The sequence below is a fragment of the Sinanaerobacter sp. ZZT-01 genome (genome assembly GCF_035621135.1).
Taxonomy (GTDB): domain Bacteria; phylum Bacillota; class Clostridia; order Peptostreptococcales; family Anaerovoracaceae; genus IOR16.
Window position 1 is genome coordinate 2,994,381 of record NZ_CP141728.1, and the last position, 17,358, is coordinate 3,011,738.

The following is a 17,358-nucleotide window of genomic DNA, read 5'->3' on the forward strand; positions in this document are numbered from 1 at the left end:
GATAAAAAGTAGGACACCCGATTAATTTGGATATCCCACTCTTACTGCTTTTTTTATGATGTTTGATTCAATAGTTTGACAGTTGGTAACGATTAAGCTTTTACGATCTCAATTTCCTCCAGACCCTTTCTTGTTAGGTTTATCCGGTTCTGATTATCTATTTCAACTACTTTTACCGTTACGGTATCGCCGACATTCATGATGTCTTCTACTTTTTCTACACGCTCTTTTGCCATTTTAGAAATGTGAAGCAATCCTTCTTTTCCAGGTAGAATTTCTATAAATGCTCCGAATGCCATTAAACGCATCACTTTGCCTTCATAAGTTTCTCCGACTTCTACATCTTTTACAAGAAGCTCTATCGATTTAACTGCTGCATTCGCAGATTCCATATCAGGTGCTGCAATGTAAACAAGACCTTCATCATTGATGTCAATTTTAACACCGGTCTCAGAAATAATACGATTAATTGTTTTTCCACCCGGTCCGATAATCGTACGTATCTTATCAGGATGAACTTGCATGGATATAATTCTCGGTGCATAAGGTGATAATTCCTCTCTTGGTGAAGAGAGCTCCTGCATCATCTGCTCCATAATAAACATTCTTCCGTCATGGGCCTGTTTTAATGCATCCTGTAAAATCTGCTTTGATAATCCGTGCACTTTAATATCCATCTGAATAGCGGTAACTCCATTTTCAGTTCCTGCTACTTTAAAGTCCATGTCCCCTAAAAAGTCTTCCATACCTTGTATATCGGAAAGGATTGCAATTTTACTGGATCCATCTTCCTCCACTCTTTCAATCAAACCCATAGCGATACCAGCTACTGGTTTTTTAATTGGAACGCCAGCATCCATTAATGCCAAACAGCTTCCACATACAGACGCCTGAGACGTACTCCCGTTTGAAGATAAAACTTCTGATACTACACGAATCGCGTAAGGGAATTCTTCTATGGACGGTAATACTGGTATTAAAGCTCTTTCTGCGAGAGCTCCATGTCCAATCTCACGTCTTCCGGGACTTCGCATCGGTCTTGCTTCACCGACACTGTATGGTGGGAAATTATAGTGGTGCATATAGCGTTTTTGCACTTCATCTCCAATTCCATCAATCGTCTGTGCATCACCCATTGCACCTAATGTTGCTACTGAAAGAACCTGAGTCTGCCCTCTTTTAAACAATCCGGTTCCATGTGTTCTAGGTAAGACTCCAGTTTCACACCAAATTGGTCTGATTTCTGTTGATTTACGATTATCCGGACGTATTCCATCATCTAAGATAAGACTTCTAACTTGCTCTTTTGTTATGTTATATAAAATAGCAGAGATGTCTTTTGGATTTTCTGGGTAAATTTCTGCAAAATATTCTTTTGTTTCTGTTTCAACTGCATCCATATTATCTAGACGTTCCTGTTTGTCATAGGTCTGAATGGCAGCTCTCATTTTGTCTTCTGCATACTCTCGAACTGCAGTATCAATGTCCTCAGGTATTGTATATAAATTCAGCGCTCTTTTTGGTTTTCCGACTTCCGCTACAATATCTTCAATAAAAGCAACCAACTTTTTAATTTCTTCATGCCCAAGCATAATTGCATCTAAAATAACATCTTCTGGTACCTCATCTGCGCCAGCCTCTACCATCATAATTGCATCCTTTGTTCCGGATACAACTAAATGTAAATCACTTTCTTCTCTTTCTTCTTTGCTTGGGTTAATGATAAAACGGTCATCAATTCTTCCAACCATAACGGAAGCAGTCGGTCCATCAAACGGAATATCGGATATGGACAATGCGACAGAAGAACCGATCATTGCCACAATCTCTGGCGCACAATCAGCATCCACACTCATAACTGTAGCTACAACCTGTACATCATTATAAAATCCTTTTGGGAAGAGAGGGCGTATCGGTCGGTCTATTAAACGTGAATTTAAAATTGCCTTTTCAGAGGGGCGTCCCTCTCTTTTAATAAATCCGCCAGGGATTTTTCCTGCTGCATACATTCTTTCCTCATAATCTACACTTAGAGGGAAAAAATCAATATCCTGTCTTGGTGCTGCAGAACAGGTTGCGGTCACGTTAACAACCGTATCGCCATATCGAAGCATGACCTGTCCGCTTGCCATCTCGCAGACTTTCCCAATCTCCAACTGCAGGAGCCGGCCTCCTAATGCTGTTTTAAACGTTCTGTAATCCTCAAATCTCATTTACTAAAAACCTTTCCTTTCAATTGTTAATCAGGTCCGGCTTGACAAGTTAACCTATTGTCAACTCTCCGATCAATAAGTTAAGTTCTCAAGCCTGACCCGCACCCGATTTAAAAAAAGGCGAGGTAAATCCCCGCCTTTTCTTTGATTATTTTCTTAATCCGAGACGTGCGATTAAATCTCTATATCTTTCAACGTCTTTGGATTTCAAGTAGCCTAGAAGATTTCTTCTCTGCCCTACCATCTTTAAAAGACCTCTTCTGGAGTGGAAGTCTTTCTTGTGAATTTTTAAATGCTCATTCAGGTCATTAATTCTGTAGGTCAAAACTGCAACCTGAACTTCTGGAGATCCCGTATCTCCTTCGTGAGTTTTATACTCATTAATAATTTCTGCTTTTTTTGCTTGTGTAATCATGATGATTCTCCTTTTCTTATTCACCTGCAACCGGGTACTACGTCGGAGATTCGCATTACTCAGTTATAGGTATAATTTTTACACTCTATCATATCATGTTATCCAAAGTTTTGTAAAGGCTTATTTTACTGCATTTTTTCATGAAATTGTCGTGCGGATAGACAATCCTTCTGAATCTGCTCACTTAAACTCTTTACATCTTTAAATTTATGTTCATTTCGTATTTTTTTCAGAAATTCCACGCGTATTTCTTTTCCGTAAATTTCTTTATTAAAATCAAACATATGTGTTTCAATATTACGCTTTTCTAATCCAATTGTCGGTTTTAAACCTACATTTGTAATACTGTGATAGCAAATGCCGTTATAAGTACAATTCGTTACGTATACTCCATTTGCCGGCGTTACCATCGTTTCATCAATAGTTATATTTGAAGTTGGAAACCCAATCGTTCTTCCAATGCGGTTGCCTATGACTACCGTACCGCCAACGCTATAGTACCTGCCCATATACAGCATACAAGTCTCCACATCTCCGACAGCAATTAAATTTCGTATTAAGGTGCTGCTGACTACATTTCCATTCACTTTATAAGGTTCAAGGACATGGATGCCATAATCGTACTTTAATCCTTGCTGCATTAGTATTTCCGGATTTCCCTCTGCCTTATACCCAAATCGATGATTAAACCCGCAATAAGCTTCTTTCATGCGAAACGTATTCACAAGCAACTTTTCTATAAACTCATTTGGGTTTAAGCATTGAATGTGTTCATCAAAATCAATGGAAAATAAATAATTTACGCCAAGTGTTTTCAATATACGAACTTTATCTTCAAAATATAAAATATTTTTAATTAAAGAGGTTCCAGAAAGAACGTTCTTCGGATGATTCGTAAATGTAAACACTGCACTTTTTAATCCTGCAATTCTGGCACTTTTCACCGTACGCCGAATTAATTCTTGATGTCCTTTATGAATCCCATCAAAGTTTCCTAATGCAATTACTGTAGGCTGTATGTTTTTAATTTCTTCTAATTTTGTAAATACTTTCATTTGTAAAACACCTTATCTGCAACGTATCGATTTGTCTGTGGCTGATAAAATACAACTCCCAAAAAGGTTTGATTTGAATAAACCTTGTAGGCCTGGTGATAGATTTCTTTTATTCCTAAATGCTCCATACGACGCTGAATGCTCTCTATATCATAATTTTGAAATGGCTCTTCTATCCTTTTTACATCTCTTTCAATCAGATAGCCTCCGTTTAAAAACCATTTTTCTCTTCCTGGCGACAATAAAAGGCTTCCAAAATAACACAGTGGTTTATCCGTAGGGAGCAGATATTCATCTGTATGTTCTATATCTAATTTGCCACTTTCAGAAACGTTAGCCCAGTTTTGAAGTTCCTCAATGGTTACGGAATTGTCTAAATGAAAAGCGCCACTTTGTATTCTCAGTAAAAAACTCATAGCCGCACCACAACCAAGCGCTTGTCCTAAATCCTGACAAATCGACCGTATGTAGGTGCCTTTCGAGCAAAGGATTTCAATCATAATTCTACCCGTATCCTTATGATATGAAATCAGTTCTATTTCAGATATAACTACAGGACGGCTTTTAATTTCTACACTTTCTCCCGCTCTTGCATATTCATAAAGCCGTTTCCCATTTACTCGAATCGCCGAATACTTCGGCGGTATTTGTTTAATATACCCTTTAAATTGATTTAATTCGGATTGAATTTGATTTAGAGTAACCTTTGCAGCTTTTTCGGGATTCGATGCGATGACAGCCCCCCAAATATCCTGCGTATCGGTCTCTATACCAAGCTGCATTTCACAGCGATATCGCTTCTCATCCAAATCAAGGTATTCATTGATTCTTGCAGCACTTCCAATGCATAAAGGTAAAACTCCGACTGCGAACGGATCCAGCGTACCTGTATGCCCAATTCGCTTCACTCCGGTAAGACGGCGGAGCATGGACACTCCATCATGTGAAGTCATCCCTGCAGGTTTTAATAAATTGATGATTCCATCTTTTATCATAAAGAGCTTCCCTTCGCCAATTCCTTTTCAACTGCCTGTATAATCATCTTTTTTGCATCTGCTAAAGGGGAGTGAATGGTACAGCCTGCAGCCTTAATATGACCTCCTCCATGAAAACTTTTTGCAATTTCCGCAACATTTCCATAGCTCTTTGCCCTCAGGCTAACTTTGATCAAATCATCTTCTTTTTCTTTTAAAAGTACTGCTATCTCAATGCCTTCTATACTTTTTAAAGTATCAATAATTCCTTCCGTCTCTTCCAAAGAAGCATGATTATCCCTCAGCATTTTTTGTGTGACAGAAACCAATCCAGCTTTTCCTTCACAAAAAATATGCAAATCTTTTAGGACATTCGCAGAAAGGGCAATTCTTTCTTTTCGAACATTTTCATAAATCTCAACACATACCTTTGCATGATTCAAGCCTTTATCATACAAATCTGCAACAATCATATGTGTACGCTTAGTCGTATTAGAGTATCGGAAATTTCCTGTATCTGTTGTGATTGCAGCATAAAGCGCATCTGATATGAGCGGACTAAATTCACAATCTATCACTTTCAGTAAGTCATAAATGATTTCTCCAGTGGCTGCAGCTTTTGCGTCGATATAGTTATAATCTGCAAACACTTTCGTTGTCATATGATGATCCAAGCAAACAGAGGTTTTCCCTCTAAAAAAACAATCTTTTCGCTTTTCAAAGCGTTCCACGTCACTGCAGTCAATCGCGATGGATATATCCGCAGATTCAAATGGCGGCTCTCCCTCCAAACAAAAATCTTGGGTTAAAAAAGAAAGAAATGCAGGAACTTTATCTTCCAATAAAACATAGGCATCCTTACCTAAATTTCTTAAAGCATAGCAAAGTGCCACAGCGGATCCATAAGCGTCTCCATCAATTTGCATATGCGGAAACAATAAAATGCGGTTTGCTGAAAGCAGCTGTTCTCCGATCTCTTTTAATGTGTTATTTTGCATGACCTCACCTATTCTAAATCTTCCAAATGCTTTTCTTTCTTATTTTCTTTATCCTGATCCAGCCCTAACTTTGCCATCACTTTTTCCATATGAAGTCCATATTCCATAGATGTATCAAATTTAAATATTAATTCCGGTATGTGTCGAATTTTCACCTGCCGGCCAATTTCACTTCGTATTCGACCTTTTGATTTACGAAATGCAAGAAGAACATCTTCTTTTTCCTCTTCTGTTAGCTCCTTGTCAGAAGCAAAATTCATTGCTGTAATATAAAGAGTAGCGTAGCTGCCGTCAGAAGTAACATCAACAGCAGATACACTTAACATTCCTTTAAATCTGGGGTCTTTCAGTTCTCTTAACAGCATTCCGCTCACAATTCGGCGAATCTCTTCGCCGAGCCTGCCGGCCCGATAACCCTTCCCCATAATAATCCTCTTACTTTCTTTCTATTTCCTCCATTTTGAAAGCTTCAATGATATCGTTTTCTTTTATATCATTGAAATTTTCGATTCCTATGCCGCATTCATAGCCTGAAGCAACTTCTTTCGCATCATCTTTAAAGCGTTTTAGTGAAGAGATTTTACCTTCGTGAATGATAATTCCGTCACGAACTAATCTTATTTCCGCATTTCTCTGCACTTTTCCCTCTAAGACATAAGCTCCTGCAATAATTCCAACTCCCGGAACTTTAAAGGTATCTCTTACCTCTATCTTACCCAGAACCACTTCTTTAAATACCGGATCAAGCATGCCCTTCATAGCTGCCTCGATGTCATCAATCACCTCATAAATAATACGGTAATTTCGTATTTCTACGCCCTCACGTTCTGCAAACGTAGCTACCGCTGTGCTCGGTCTTACGTTAAAACCGATTATAATGGCATTCGACGTGTTTGCAAGCATGATGTCGGATTCGGTTACTGTACCGACGCCTGAATGAATGATGCGTACTTTTACATTTTCATTTTTAAGTTTCTCTAATGAAGTTGTTAACGCTCCTACAGAACCTTGTACATCCGCTTTAATAATCAGGTTTAATTCTTTAATCTCACCCTCTTCAATTTGGCTGAATAATTGTTCCAGTGTCACGCTGGAATTGCGTGCCATCACTTCTTCACGCATCTTAGTTCTTCTGTTTTCTGCAATTTCTCTCGCCAGTTTATCCTGACGAACTGCATTAAATTCATCCCCAGCTTCCGGCACCTCGGTTAATCCCAAGATTTCAACTGCAGTTGCAGGACCTGCCTTTGCAATGGTATCCCCTTTAAAGTTTGTCATAGCACGGATTCGGCCGCTGCAAGTTCCGGCAACTACGGACATCCCTGCCTTTAGCGTACCATTCAATACTAATAAGGTCGCAACTGGTCCTTTTGATTTATCTAGACGAGCTTCAATAACAGTACCCATAGCTAAACGGTTTGGATTTGCTTTCAATTCCAATACTTCTGCTTGAAGTAATACCATTTCCAACAGGCTTACAATGCCTTCACCAGATTTTGCAGAGACAGGAACACAAATTGTATCTCCTCCCCAATCTTCTACTAAAATGCCATGTTCTGTCAAATCCTGCTTTACTTTTTCTGGATTTGCTCCGGGTTTATCCATTTTGTTGATTGCCACAATAATTGGAACGCCGGCAGCTTTTGCGTGACTTATAGACTCAATCGTCTGAGGTTTTACGCTATCATCTGCTGCTACAACAAGAATCGCAATATCGGTTACATTTGCTCCTCTTGCACGCATCGCAGTAAATGCTTCGTGTCCAGGAGTGTCTAAAAGCACAATTTTATTACCATTTAACACGACTTCAGAAGCTCCAATATGCTGTGTAATACCTCCAGCTTCACGATCTGTAACGCTGGTCTTCCGAATGGCATCCAATAGGGATGTCTTTCCGTGGTCAACGTGACCCATTACGGTAATGATCGGCGGCCGCGACTTCAAGTCTTCTTTCTTGTCTTCAAAGAGTTCCAAGCCTTCTTCAACGACTTCTTGATCTACTTTTCCAACTACAATGCTTACTCCTAATTCTGCGCCCAAAAGAATTGCAGTATCTTCATCAATGTTCTGATTAATATTTGCCATAATTCCAAGCTTCATCAACGCCATAATAATCTGAGATGTCGACTTTTCTATTTGCTCGGATAACCCCTTTACTGTAATTGGAACAGTAATGATTTTAGTTCCAACTGGTAGTTCCTCTGCCTCGATATTGCTTTCTTCCACTTGATTTGCTACTTTTTCTGCTTTATTTTTCTTGTGTTTTTTAGGCGTAGATTTTGTCAAATCCAAAGGTTTAAAAGTTCTATGATGCGGAGCTTTATTGGATTCTTTTTTATAATCATTTTTGTCATTCTGCTTTTTGTTTCTGGACGGTTTCGTAACCAAGACATCTCCAGCAACTTCTGGTTTACTAAAACGATCCTTCCCTGTATTTCGATCTTTGGAAGAATGATTCCCTTGGTTTGAACGGTTTCCTTGATTTGGACGGTTATTTTTATCTGTATGATTTACATTTCTATCTGAACTTCGATCTGTAGTTCTTTCAGAACGATTTCCTCGTGCAAAATTCCCCTCAGAATCTTTCTTTTCATATCTGCTATTTTGATTGTTTCCGCTGCGATTTGTTCGATTCTGTTGGCTTCTTTGTCCGTCTCGATCTCGATACGAATCATTTCTTCTTGTTTCATTCGGTTTCTTTTCGCTCTGCTGTGGAAGTTTTTCTGCCTGTGCCTTCTTTTTAGCTACACGTGCAGCTCTTTCTTCCGCTTCTTTTGTCACCTGTTCACTGGTTTTAATAATTTTAAATTTCTGTGGCTCCGGTCTTCCCATAATTTGAGCAGCAGTAACTGGTACATCTTCCTTTGCAGTTGCTTTTACTTCATTTTTTATCTCTCTTTTTGCTTCCACTTTTTCTTCCATCTTTTCTTCTACAGCTATGGTTTGCGGTACAGCATTTTTAGGCATAGGTTTCCCCTGCAGCATTGTTTTTCCGTTCGGCGCAATGATTGTCTTAGCCATACTTTTATCTTGTGCAGCTTTACTCGTTGATGCAGTGGTCTCCTCCTTCACCGATGCCTTATCCTGTAGTGGCTTTTCTGCTGTTTTATTATCTAGCTTCGATGTTGGTTTTGTAGTCACCTTTGCTTCTCCTTCTTTTTTTGACGCTTTTGCTCCTTCTGCTGCATGATCGGTTATTTTCTTCCCATGTGCTATCGTATTCTTTATTGCCGTTGCGTCTTCATCTTCTATGACGCTCATATGAGTTTTTACTTTTATTCCCATCGACTTGATCTTTTCCAACATTTCTTTATTGGCCAGATTCAATTCTTTTGCCAGTTCATATACTCTTTTTGACATAGAATACACCTCCTTCTTTTTTCTTCAATCCATTTTGTTATCCAATTCCTTTCCAATAATTTGGGCAAAATGACTATCTGAGATTCCAAATATCCCTTTGTCTACTTCTCCGGTTAGTCTTGATAATATATCTTTTGTTCCATAAATTTTTATTGGAATGTTTCCGGTTTTCGCCAATTTATTGAATTTACTCTTTGTATTTTCAGAAACATCCTCAGCAATTAACAACAATTTTAATTGTTTTTTCTTTGCTGCATAGATACAAGCATTATATCCCGAAATTAAATTTCTTGATTTTTTAGCGAATCCCAAATAGGTCTCAATCTTTTGCTTCATATTTGGTAAGCTCCTCAAAAACACGATTTAATTCTTCTTCACTGATATTGATGTTTAAATTTCTCCCAATTGCTTTTTTCTTCTTTGCCAAAGTAAAACAATTGTGATTCGGGCATAAATAAACACCGCGTCCATTTGCTTTTCCTGTACTATCTATACGCAGGGAATGTTCACCTTCTGCAACAATACGTATTAATTCGCGTTTTGGCTTTGATTCCATACAGCCAGCACACCTTCTCATTGGTATTTTTTTTACTTTCATATGCACATACCTTCTTTATTCTTCGTGTGTCATATCTTCTACATCTTCGTCTAAAATAACAATGCCATCTTCTTCAAACTCATCTAACGGTTCTTCATTAAAATCATTTACTTCTTCCTCTTCTAAGTCGTCTAAATCCACAAAATAATCTTCCGACTGCTGGAACTGTGAATGACTTTTAATATCAATTTTCCATCCACAAAGTTTTGCTGCCAGCCGAACATTCTGACCTTCTTTTCCGATGGCTAGGGACAATTGATAGTCGGGAACGACAACCGTCGCTGACTTTTCTTCTTCATTAATCATAACTTGCTCTACTTTTGCCGGACTCAATGCACTACTGATTAATTTTTCAGGGTCTTCACTCCAGTTAATAATATCTATTTTTTCCCCGAATAATTCATCTACTATAGACTGCACACGAGTACCTCGTGCTCCGACACAAGCTCCGACCGGATCAACATTTTCATCGTTAGTAAAAACTGCCATCTTTGTTCTGGAGCCAGCTTCTCGGGAAATGCTCTTAATCTCTACAATTCCTTCTTGAATTTCAGGCACTTCCAATTCAAATAATCTTTTAACCAGGCCTGGATGTGACCTTGAAAGGTATACTTGCGGTCCCTTTGTTGTCTTTTTTACGTCCATAATGAATGTTTTGACACGCTGATTCACTTCGTAATGTTCACCTTTTACCTGCTCGGTAGCTGCCAAAATACCTTCTGTCTTTCCCATATTAATAAAGATTGTATCGTTACTGATTCTCTGAATGATTCCGTTCACAATCTCACTTTGACGATTGATATAATCATCGTAAATCATTCCACGCTCTGCTTCACGGATACGCTGTACAACGACTTGCTTTGCGGTCTGTGCTGCGATTCTTCCGAAGTCCTTTGGTGTCACTTGGTATTCAATCACATCACCGATTTCATAGTTGGGATCAATTTCCTGAGCCTCTTTCACATCCACTTCAATAAACGGATCATACACTTCTTCCACAACGTCTTTTCTCATAAAAACATCGATATCGCCGGTTTCTCGATTTATATTCACACGAACATTTTGAGAGGTTCCATAATTTTTTTTATAAGCAGACACCAATGCAGATTCGATTGCATCAATAAGCAAATCTTTTGAAATCTGCTTTTCTTTTTCTAATTCTTCAACCGCAAGAATAAATTCCTTATTCATCTTTAATTTTATTCCTCCTTAAAAAACTACTGATAGTTTTGTTTTTGCTATTTTATCTAACGGTAATTCTATTTGATGCTCCTGTTCATCTAATAAAATAAGCTTATCTTCCAGCAGTTGAACCAATTTTGCAGTAATAAGCTTTTGCCCATCAATTGCTTCATATAAGCTCACATCAACCAATGAACCTTTAAAACGTTCAAAATCTTTTTTATTTATAAGAGGGCGATCTATGCCGGGTGAAGAGACCTCTAAATAATAATTTTGTTCAATTGGATCCAGTTTATCCAAACGCTCACTTAAAAATCGGCTCACCTTCTCACAATCATCCGTACCAATGTTTTCATATTGATCGTTGATACACTTTTCTATGAAAATACGAAGGAACCAGTCTCTTCCTTCTTTTAAAAATTCCACATTGAAAAGTTCATAGTTATTTTCTTCAAGAAAAGGTTGCAGTTCAGAAGCAATCAGCTCTGTGATCTTCTTTTTGGCCATTCTCACATTCCTTTCTCAACGCAATTTTCTCCAAGCAAAAGTGAAAGAGTGGGACTGCCCACTCTTTTGCTTTTACATATCAAGTACGATTATTCCTTAATAGGATACCACACTTTTACTAAAATAGCAAGAAAAACACAGAAAAGTATTAAAATAAACTCATTTGATCCGATTCTGGCATTCCTTTTAATACACCATGGTTTTTTAGTGCCTCAATTGCCGTACGATTCAGCTTTGCTCTTGTACGTATTTCTTCTATGGAAAAAAACGGCTGCGCCTCCCATTCTTCCGTCAAACGTTTTGCCGCGCTTTCGCCAACTCCATTCAATGCTAAGAAAGGAATCAGAACTTTTCCGTCCACCACCTCAAATTTTACCGAATCGGATTTCCCAAGCTTCGCTGGCAAAAACTCAAATCCTCTCGCATACATTTCATACGCAACTTCCAATACCGTAACCTCGTCTTCTTCCTTCTTTGTCGCTTCTTTTCCTTTGTTCTCAATTTCCTTAATTCGATCCTGTACCGCCTGAAGTCCATTTAAAATCACATCAGCATTGAACTCACTGATCTTCATCGTAAAGAAAACAGCATAGAAAGCAGCAGGGAAATAAACTTTATAATAAGCAATTCTGTAAGACATCATAACATACGCTACAGCATGTGCTCTTGGGAACATATACTTGATTCTGCGGCAGGATTCAATATACCACTCCGGTACATCGTTTGCTTCCATAATTTCGACTTGATCCGGTGTTAATCCCTTTCCCTTTCGGACACACTCCATGATTTTAAAAGATGCTTTTTTAGGAACGCCTTTTAAAATTAAGTAATTCATGATGTCATCACGAGTGGAAATCGCTTCGCTCATAGAAGCCTCTCCGTTACGGATAAATTCCTGCGCATTATTAATCCATACATCAGTCCCGTGTGAAAAGCCGGAAATTCGAACTAAATCTGCAAAGCGCTTCGGATGCGTATCATCTAACATCTGGCGAACGAATTTTGTGCCAAACTCAGGAATTCCATAGCTTCCATGCACGTACTTATAGTCGTTAATTTTGATATCAAGTCCTTCAATACCATTGAAAATGCCCATTGTTTTTTTATCATCCAAAGGTACATCAAGAGGATCCTCACCAGTGAGGTCTTGCAATTGACGTATCATAGACGGAACATCATGTCCTAAGATATCCAGTTTCAGTAGATTTTCATCAATTGAATGGTAGTCGTAATGTGTTGTGATAATATCTGTCTTGGTATCATTTGCCGGATGCTGTACCGGACAAAATTCATAGATCGTATGCCCTCGAGGCACGATAATAATTCCGCCCGGATGTTGTCCTGTCGTACGACGTACGCCGGTACATCCAGTTGCCAGCCGTTCAATTTCCCATTTGTTTGCAGCTTGTCCCCGTTCCTCAAAATACTTCAAGACAAAACCGAATGCCGTTTTCATGGCTACTGTGCCAATTGTTCCGGCACGAAACACATTTTCTTTTCCAAATATCTCTTCTACAAATTTATGCGCCACAGGCTGATATTCACCAGCAAAATTTAAGTCAATATCCGGTTCCTTATCACCTTCAAAGCCCAAGAATGTTTCAAACGGAATGGAATATCCATCCTTTTTATATGGTCTGCCGCATTTCGGACAGTTTTTATCTGGCATATCCACACCGCAGTCGTAGCTGCCATCCTCAATAAACTCAACGTGTTTGCACTCTGGATTTTGGCAAATATAATGAGGAACCAAAGGGTTTACTTCTGTAATTCCTGCCATCGTAGCTGCAAAAGAGGAGCCGACAGAACCTCTTGAGCCTACTAAATATCCATCTTTTAGTGATTTTTGTACCAGCATTTCAGCTGATACGTACATAACTGCATATCCATTCCCGATGATCGAATCCAATTCTTTTTCCAAACGGCTTTGTACCAGTTCTGGTAAGGGCATTCCGTAAATTCCCCATGCTGTCTCCATACACCGACTTCGCAGGCGTTCCTCCGCACCGTCAATTTTAGGTGGAAATTTTCCTTCTGGTACTGGAATAACGCATTCCACCATATCCGCAATTGCATTTGGTGCAGAGATTACGACTTCTTTTGCAAGTTCTTCTCCTAAATAAGAAAATTCATCGAGCATTTCTTCCGTTGTCCGAAGATAAAGGCCCTCTCCATCTTCTACATCCTTATAGCCTTGCCCTGCCATCAATATTTTTCTATAGATCGCATCTTCTTTGTCTTTGTAGTGTGCATCACAAGTAGCAACTACAGGTTTTCCGTATTTTTCCCCTAAAGCAATAATGGAACGATTGATTTGCTTTAGTTCCTCTTCATCGATCACCTTTCCTTTTTCAATTAGAAAATGATTATTACATAAAGGCTGAATCTCTAAATAATCGTATAAATCTATGATTTTTTCTATTTCCTTCTCAGAGCGTTTTTCCAATACAGCTCGGTAAATTTGACCGGCTTCACAAGCTGAACCAATAATAATTCCCTCTCTATATTGAAGTAAAACTGACTTCGGTATTCTTGGTTTTTTATAAAAAAAGTCCAGATGTGATCGCGATACCAATTCATAGATATTTTTTAGTCCTTCTTGATTTTTCGCCAGTAAGATAATATGATTTGTTCCCTTCGTTTTATAGTCAATCTCACTGCTTCCATTTACTTTCTCAATGTCATTTAAGCGTGTAAAGCCCGCTTCTTCCATTTTATCAAACAGCTTAATTAAAATTCCAGCAGCAGCTTTCGCATCGTCAACAGCGCGATGATGATTTTCTAAAGCCACACCCAAAGCATTTGCAACCAAATTCAATTTATGACGTTTTAAATCTTTTAATAACGTTCTGGACATGTACAGTGTATCGACTTTTGCATTTAATAATTCTTTTCCTCGTTTTGCACATGCTACACGGACAAAGGAAATGTCAAAATCCGCATTATGTGCTACCAAAGGCAAGTCCCCTATAAACGTCATAAAGGAGTCAAAGATTTCATCCAAAGGCGGTGCATCTTTCAGCATGTCATCTGTAATGCCTGTCAGTTCTGTAATTTTTTCCGGAAGGTGTGCCACAGAAGGCTTTACAAAGGTTAAAAATTCATCAATAATTACTTTATTCTTGACTTTTACTGCACCAATTTCAATGATTTCATTTGCCGTGGGTGATAACCCGGTTGTCTCTAAATCAAAAACAACGTATTCTCCCGATGTATCAAGCCCCGTGGGCATTGCACTTGTATTTCCTTCATCATCCAACAAATATCCTTCAAGTCCAAATATTAACTTAATATCCAATTTGTTTTTCTTAACCGCTTTTGCAGCCTCCGGAAAGGCTTGTACGACCCCATGATCCGTAATTGCCAAAGCCTTATGCCCCCATGACCCTGCCGTTTTTATCAGATCGCTGATTTCAATCAAGCCGTCCATTGCACTCATTTTAGTATGTACATGCAGTTCAACCCGTTTTTCCTCCGAAAGGTCTTTGCGATCGTCTTTATGAATTTTCTCCATATCCCGCCCCATTAAGACAATGGCATTTTCATAGCTATCAAATTCTACATTTCCCCGAATACGGACATCGGTCCCAACTTTGATGTGTTCATCAATTTCATTCCACTTTTGTTCGTTCGCAAATATCTTTACGCAGATCGAGTTTGTCGTGTCGGTCACTAACAATGTAATAAGCTGCCTGCCGCTTTTTAACGCTCTGCCTTCCTTCCGGAAAACCCTGCCCTCAATGATGACTGATCCGCTGTCACTATGCAGAGTCTTAAGAGGTACCGCTTCTCCCTCAATGTCCTCTCCCATAATGCGATTTCCTTCAACCGGCGTGTATTTCTGACGAACAAGCCTTGCTCCTTTTTTTTGCCATGGTTTTGAATCGGCAGAGCCTTTTCCTGTGTCTCCGCCCATGCTCCCGCAAACAGCAGCATTTGCCTCCGCCTCCTTGATCGCATTTTTTATGCTTTCCAGCTCTTTCGCATCTAATTTTGCCTTTTCCTGTTCTTTTTGCATATAACTATCTTGGTGATTCAAAAACCGAACCTGAAGTTCCAAATTAAAATCTCTTTTAATAATCCGCTCAAAAATTCGTGCTGTTTTCTCGTTTAACTCCGAAACAGCAGTCTCTCCCAGTGCCTTAATTTGAAGCAAGGAATCTCTTAACGTATATTCATCGGTAAAAATAGTCCGGGTCAGGTGTGCATAAGTACCGTTAATTTCTTCAATCATATGCGGAATCGCAAGCCTTATAATCTCTTGAGGCTCTAAAATCATTTTCTCATAAAAAAAATAAAAGGCTACGTCAGAAAGCTGAGGAAATTCCCTTTGTAACGCTGCTTTTAACTTTTGCACATCAGCAAAAGGAATGATAAAATTTAATTTAATTTCTATATTTAATCGCTTTATTTCTCTCTGAATGTATGTGTTTCCAATTGAATAGATATACTCTCGCTTGGCGTGCTTTCCAATTTGTGACCAGTTGATATAGCGTTCTATTAAAGTCTTCACTAAAAAACCCCCTATTTAATTTACATAGTATACCATAAAAAAAGAACCGCGACAATGGCGGCTCCTTTTTGTAAATTTATGTTTACTTAAAACGATCATATAAATGGAACTTAAAGCTTATCCTGATCCATAAATCTTGCATTCGTACCATAAATTTCAAAAAACTCTTTAGCAGCTCTTTTCCCGATACTAGCAGGGTAATCTGCAATATCTTTCAGATAGGTTTCTTCTTCAATTCCTTTAATTTTTCCATCTTGCATAATTACGTTTCCATCGACTGCAACCAGAGCAACTTCTTGCCCTCTAGCGCTATAAACTAAATTCGGCACAATATTTCTCATCGGATAAGTATAGACCGGTAACATTGAGGGATATTTTAGGTCAATTGCAATGAAATCTGCTTGTTTTCCGATTTCTAAAGAACCTACCATCTCACCAAGTCCGCAAGCCTTAGCGCCTTCAATGGTAGCCATTCTCAATGCTTTCCATGCTGGCATAATCTCTGGATTGCTGTACTTGATTTTATTAAATAAGGCTACATTTTTCATTTCATTGATAATATTGTGACAATTATTTCCCGGTGCTTGATCTGATCCTAAAGCCACATTGCCTCCAGCTTCATGAAAAGCGACAGATGGAGGTACGATTCCATCGATAATCGCAATCGAACCAGGACAAAGAATCAGAGAAGCTCCGCTTTTTGCAACAATTGCTGCTTCTTCATCATTGCAATCCGTTAAATGAACCGCCATGAGACTTTCATCTAAGTATCCAAGCTCCTGTAAAAAAGCTACTGGTCTTTTTCCATAACGTTTTTCAATTTGATAGGTTTCACGATCTCCCTGCTGGGTATGCATATGAATTTTGGTTTTTCGTTCTTTTACTATTTTTTGAATTTTTAACAGCATTTCTGGGCTGACAAAGTCAGCACCTTGGGGTCCAAATAAAATTTTGATTCTTCCGTCTGCTTTGTTGTGCCACTTATCATAAAGCGCTAAATTTCTTGCGAGACTTTCTTCACCCAATTCATCATCAAACTCATAGAGCTCACCTGGTTTATAAACCCGCCGCTTCGCTGCACGAATTGTCTGTGTAATATTTCCACGCGCGCCTACTTTATCGATGAAACGGCACACATTATCCATATTCGATTCATAATCTCCTAACGTTGTAGTGCCTGCTTTAATTGCCTCAATCATTGCAACATAGCTTCCCGCATCTTTTTCTTCATTGGTTACCACATTATCAAAAGGTTGCAATCCATACATCATCCAGTTATTGGTGTCCTGAGCCAACCCCCGCATAATGTTACACGCCGTATGCATATGCCCATCAATAAAACCCGGTAAAATCGCATGATGTTCCATATCCAAGACTTCAGTTGCTTCGTAGTTTGAAAGAATTTTCTCTTCCTCTGCAATCTCAACAATTTTACCACCATTGACTACCATGGCAGCATTTAATTTATATCCTACACCATCGCCCTCCATCGTATAAAAATGGGGTGCCTTTACAATCATATCTACTTTTCTCATTTTCTACC

13 protein-coding genes are annotated in these 17,358 nt (G+C 38.7%); all 13 read right to left on the reverse strand.

What is annotated here, in order from left to right:
* Positions 1-92 precede the first annotated feature (92 nt).
* Positions 93-2,213, reverse strand: a complete 2,121-nt coding sequence (locus U5921_RS14490) for a polyribonucleotide nucleotidyltransferase (RefSeq protein WP_324824168.1) — start codon at positions 2,211-2,213, stop codon at positions 93-95.
* Positions 2,214-2,361: 148 nt separating this feature from the next.
* Positions 2,362-2,628 (reverse strand): 30S ribosomal protein S15, encoded by a 267-nt coding sequence (gene rpsO / locus U5921_RS14495; RefSeq protein WP_417765019.1) that lies wholly within the window; start codon positions 2,626-2,628, stop codon positions 2,362-2,364.
* A 125-nt stretch (positions 2,629-2,753) separates the two neighbouring features.
* Positions 2,754-3,683 carry a bifunctional riboflavin kinase/FAD synthetase gene (locus tag U5921_RS14500; RefSeq protein ID WP_324824169.1) on the reverse strand — a complete coding sequence of 310 codons (930 nt, stop codon included), beginning with the start codon at positions 3,681-3,683 and terminating at the stop codon, positions 2,754-2,756.
* A complete protein-coding gene (gene truB / locus U5921_RS14505) occupies positions 3,680-4,678 on the reverse strand; it encodes a tRNA pseudouridine(55) synthase TruB (RefSeq protein ID WP_324824170.1) in 999 nt (332 codons plus the stop codon). The genes U5921_RS14500 and truB overlap by 4 nt, the downstream gene beginning before the upstream one ends.
* Entirely contained in the window at positions 4,675-5,655 is a 981-nt protein-coding gene (locus U5921_RS14510; protein ID WP_324824171.1) for a bifunctional oligoribonuclease/PAP phosphatase NrnA, read from the reverse strand. Before U5921_RS14510 ends, truB begins: the two co-directional genes overlap by 4 nt.
* An 8-nt stretch (positions 5,656-5,663) precedes the next feature.
* Positions 5,664-6,080 carry a 30S ribosome-binding factor RbfA gene (gene rbfA / locus U5921_RS14515; RefSeq protein ID WP_324824172.1) on the reverse strand — a complete coding sequence of 139 codons (417 nt, stop codon included), beginning with the start codon at positions 6,078-6,080 and terminating at the stop codon, positions 5,664-5,666.
* 10 nt (positions 6,081-6,090) lie between these two features.
* Entirely contained in the window at positions 6,091-9,015 is a 2,925-nt protein-coding gene (infB, locus tag U5921_RS14520; RefSeq protein ID WP_324824173.1) for a translation initiation factor IF-2, read from the reverse strand.
* Between the two features lie 24 nt (positions 9,016-9,039).
* Positions 9,040-9,351, reverse strand: coding sequence for a L7Ae/L30e/S12e/Gadd45 family ribosomal protein (locus U5921_RS14525; RefSeq protein WP_324824174.1), 312 nt, complete (start codon positions 9,349-9,351; stop codon positions 9,040-9,042).
* On the reverse strand, positions 9,335-9,613 hold the full coding sequence (gene rnpM / locus U5921_RS14530) for an RNase P modulator RnpM (RefSeq protein WP_324824175.1): 279 nt from the start codon (positions 9,611-9,613) through the stop codon (positions 9,335-9,337). Before rnpM ends, U5921_RS14525 begins: the two co-directional genes overlap by 17 nt.
* Positions 9,614-9,628: 15 nt before the next feature.
* Positions 9,629-10,804, reverse strand: coding sequence for a transcription termination factor NusA (gene nusA / locus U5921_RS14535; RefSeq protein ID WP_324824176.1), 1,176 nt, complete (start codon positions 10,802-10,804; stop codon positions 9,629-9,631).
* 18 nt (positions 10,805-10,822) lie between these two features.
* The gene (gene rimP, locus U5921_RS14540; RefSeq protein ID WP_324824177.1) at positions 10,823-11,302 is read right to left on the reverse strand and encodes a ribosome maturation factor RimP; all 480 of its coding nucleotides are present in this window, start codon (positions 11,300-11,302) and stop codon (positions 10,823-10,825) included.
* Between the two features lie 148 nt (positions 11,303-11,450).
* On the reverse strand, positions 11,451-15,815 hold the full coding sequence (locus U5921_RS14545) for a PolC-type DNA polymerase III (RefSeq protein ID WP_324824178.1): 4,365 nt from the start codon (positions 15,813-15,815) through the stop codon (positions 11,451-11,453).
* A gap of 110 nt (positions 15,816-15,925) precedes the next feature.
* Complete coding sequence (locus tag U5921_RS14550) at positions 15,926-17,350, reverse strand: amidohydrolase family protein (RefSeq protein ID WP_324824179.1); 1,425 nt, start codon at positions 17,348-17,350, stop codon at positions 15,926-15,928.
* Positions 17,351-17,358: the final 8 nt, after the last annotated feature.

Bases quoted from the DNA above. Each gene is read 5' to 3' on its own strand.
- U5921_RS14490 (WP_324824168.1), bottom strand. From the start codon at position 2,213: ATGAGATTTGAGGATTACAGAACGTTTAAAACAGCATTAGGAGGCCGG.
- rpsO (WP_417765019.1), bottom strand. From the start codon at position 2,628: ATGATTACACAAGCAAAAAAAGCAGAAATTATTAATGAGTATAAAACT.
- U5921_RS14500 (WP_324824169.1), bottom strand. From the start codon at position 3,683: ATGAAAGTATTTACAAAATTAGAAGAAATTAAAAACATACAGCCTACA.
- truB (WP_324824170.1), bottom strand. From the start codon at position 4,678: ATGATAAAAGATGGAATCATCAATTTATTAAAACCTGCAGGGATGACT.
- U5921_RS14510 (WP_324824171.1), bottom strand. From the start codon at position 5,655: ATGCAAAATAACACATTAAAAGAGATCGGAGAACAGCTGCTTTCAGCA.
- rbfA (WP_324824172.1), bottom strand. From the start codon at position 6,080: ATGGGGAAGGGTTATCGGGCCGGCAGGCTCGGCGAAGAGATTCGCCGA.
- infB (WP_324824173.1), bottom strand. From the start codon at position 9,015: ATGTCAAAAAGAGTATATGAACTGGCAAAAGAATTGAATCTGGCCAAT.
- U5921_RS14525 (WP_324824174.1), bottom strand. From the start codon at position 9,351: ATGAAGCAAAAGATTGAGACCTATTTGGGATTCGCTAAAAAATCAAGA.
- rnpM (WP_324824175.1), bottom strand. From the start codon at position 9,613: ATGAAAGTAAAAAAAATACCAATGAGAAGGTGTGCTGGCTGTATGGAA.
- nusA (WP_324824176.1), bottom strand. From the start codon at position 10,804: ATGAATAAGGAATTTATTCTTGCGGTTGAAGAATTAGAAAAAGAAAAG.
- rimP (WP_324824177.1), bottom strand. From the start codon at position 11,302: ATGGCCAAAAAGAAGATCACAGAGCTGATTGCTTCTGAACTGCAACCT.
- U5921_RS14550 (WP_324824179.1), bottom strand. From the start codon at position 17,350: ATGAGAAAAGTAGATATGATTGTAAAGGCACCCCATTTTTATACGATG.